Source organism: Gemmatimonadales bacterium (genome assembly GCA_030697825.1).
Classification (GTDB): Bacteria; Gemmatimonadota; Gemmatimonadetes; order Gemmatimonadales; family JACORV01; genus JACORV01.
Genome location: JAUYOW010000044.1, coordinates 1 through 1855 on the forward strand (window position 1 = coordinate 1; position 1855 = coordinate 1855).

Annotated in this window: 2 protein-coding genes; both read left to right on the forward strand. The window is 69.2% G+C overall.

The window, feature by feature from the left end; all coding sequences use genetic code 11:
• Positions 1 to 213: 213 nt before the first annotated feature.
• Positions 214 to 1392 (forward strand): ATP-binding protein, encoded by a 1179-nt coding sequence (locus tag Q8Q85_01855; GenBank protein ID MDP3772989.1) that lies wholly within the window; start codon positions 214 to 216, stop codon positions 1390 to 1392.
• Positions 1393 to 1553: 161 nt separating this feature from the next.
• Positions 1554 to 1855, forward strand: a 302-nt coding sequence (locus Q8Q85_01860) for a protein kinase (protein ID MDP3772990.1), incomplete at its 3' end; no start/stop codon positions are given.

Consider the following 1855-nt stretch of genomic DNA (forward strand, 5'->3'; position numbering starts at 1 on the left):
GCACGACCGCAAGGTCGCGCTCAAGGTGCTGCGGCCCGAACTCGCCGCGGTGTTAGGCGCCGAGCGCTTCGTGGTCGAGATCAAGACCACGGCCGCGCTCCAGCACCCACACATCCTCCCGCTGTTCGACTCCGGCACCGCCGACAGCTTCCGGCTTGACGGCTGGCGGTGATGGCCGGATATTGAACGCATGACGTTCATTATCCGGCCATCGTGATCACCCGTCGCCGCCAGGCGCTGGTCGAAGACCGGCTGCGGACCGCGCCCTGCGTCGTGCTGCTCGGCCCGCGCCAGGTCGGCAAGACGACCCTGGCCCGACGCATCGCCGCGGGCCGTGGGCGTGCCGCGGTCTACCTCGACCTCGAGCGACCCGCCGATCGGCGCCGGCTGGAGGACGCGGATGCGTTCCTGCGGGCCCAAGCCGGGAAACTCGTGGTGATCGACGAGATCCACCGGGCACCGGGACTCTTCGAGATCCTGCGCGGGGTCATCGACGATCGTCGCGCCGCCGGCAGCCGCGCGGGACACCTCCTGCTCCTGGGATCGGCCGCCCTGGACCTGATGCGCCAGGCCACCGAATCGCTGGCTGGCCGCGTCGCGTACGTCGAGCTGGCGCCGATCGACGTTGGCGAGCTGCCCCGGCGGACGCGACCGGTGGACGAACTCTGGGTGCGTGGCGGGTTTCCGCTAAGCCTGCTGGCGAGGAACGACGCCGACAGCCTCACCTGGCGTCGCGACTTCATCAGGAGCTACCTGGAACGCGACGTGCCGATGTTCGCCCCGAGGCTTCCCGCCGAGACGATCGCCCGGCTGTGGGGGATGCTGGCGCATGGACAGGCCGCCCTGCTCAACCAGTCGCGACTCGCGTCGAGCCTCGGCGTCTCAGCGCCGGCGGTGGCGCGCTACGTCGACCTGCTGGTGGACCTGCTCCTGGTCAGGCGGTTGCGGCCATGGAGCGGCAATCTCGGCAAGCGGCTGGTGCGCGCCCCCAAGACGTACGTGCGGGACAGCGGGCTGCTGCACGCGCTGCTGGAGCTCGAGACGTGGCACGACGTGGTCGGCCATCCGGTCGCGGGTCCGAGCTGGGAGGGGTTCGCCATCGAGAACCTGATCGCGGCCGCGTCGGAGCGTCGCTCGCCGTACTTCTATCGCACTGAGGACGGCGCTGAGATCGACCTGGTATTCGAGCGCGGCGGTCGGGTCGACATGGCCATTGAGATCAAGCGCACCACGGCCCCCGAGGTCTCGAAGGGCTTTCGCTTTGGCTGTGCCGTCCTGCGTCCTCGCGAGTCGTACGTCGTGCACGGCGGCACCGATGAGTGGCCGATGAAAGGTGGCGTAACGGCGATTTCGCTGGCGGGGCTGGTGCGGCGGCTGACGGGCACGAAATGACCGGCGTCGAGCGCGTCACGTGGCCCTCGAGGGCCGCTGCCGCCTCGATCATGAGCTGGGCGCGGGCGGCACCTGGCCGTCCCATCGCTGTCTAGCCATCCCCGGTTCCAACCCGTATCTTCTTTCTGCTCCACACCTTACCCTTGGATTACTGAGGTACCGTGACAGACGCCGTGCAGCGCCTGTCGGTCGCACTGGCCGACCGCTACCAGATCGAGCGGGAGCTCGGCGCGGGCGGCATGGCCACCGTCTACCTCGCCCACGACGTGCGCCACGATCGCAAGGTCGCGCTCAAGGTGCTGCGTCCCGAGCTGGCCGCGATCCTGGGCGGCGAGCGGTTCCTCAAGGAGATTCGCCTCACCGCCAACCTCCAGCACCCCCACATCCTCCCGCTGCACGATTCCGGCGAGGCCGAGGGCATCGTCTACTACGTCATGCCCTACGTGGAAGGTGAGTCGCTGCG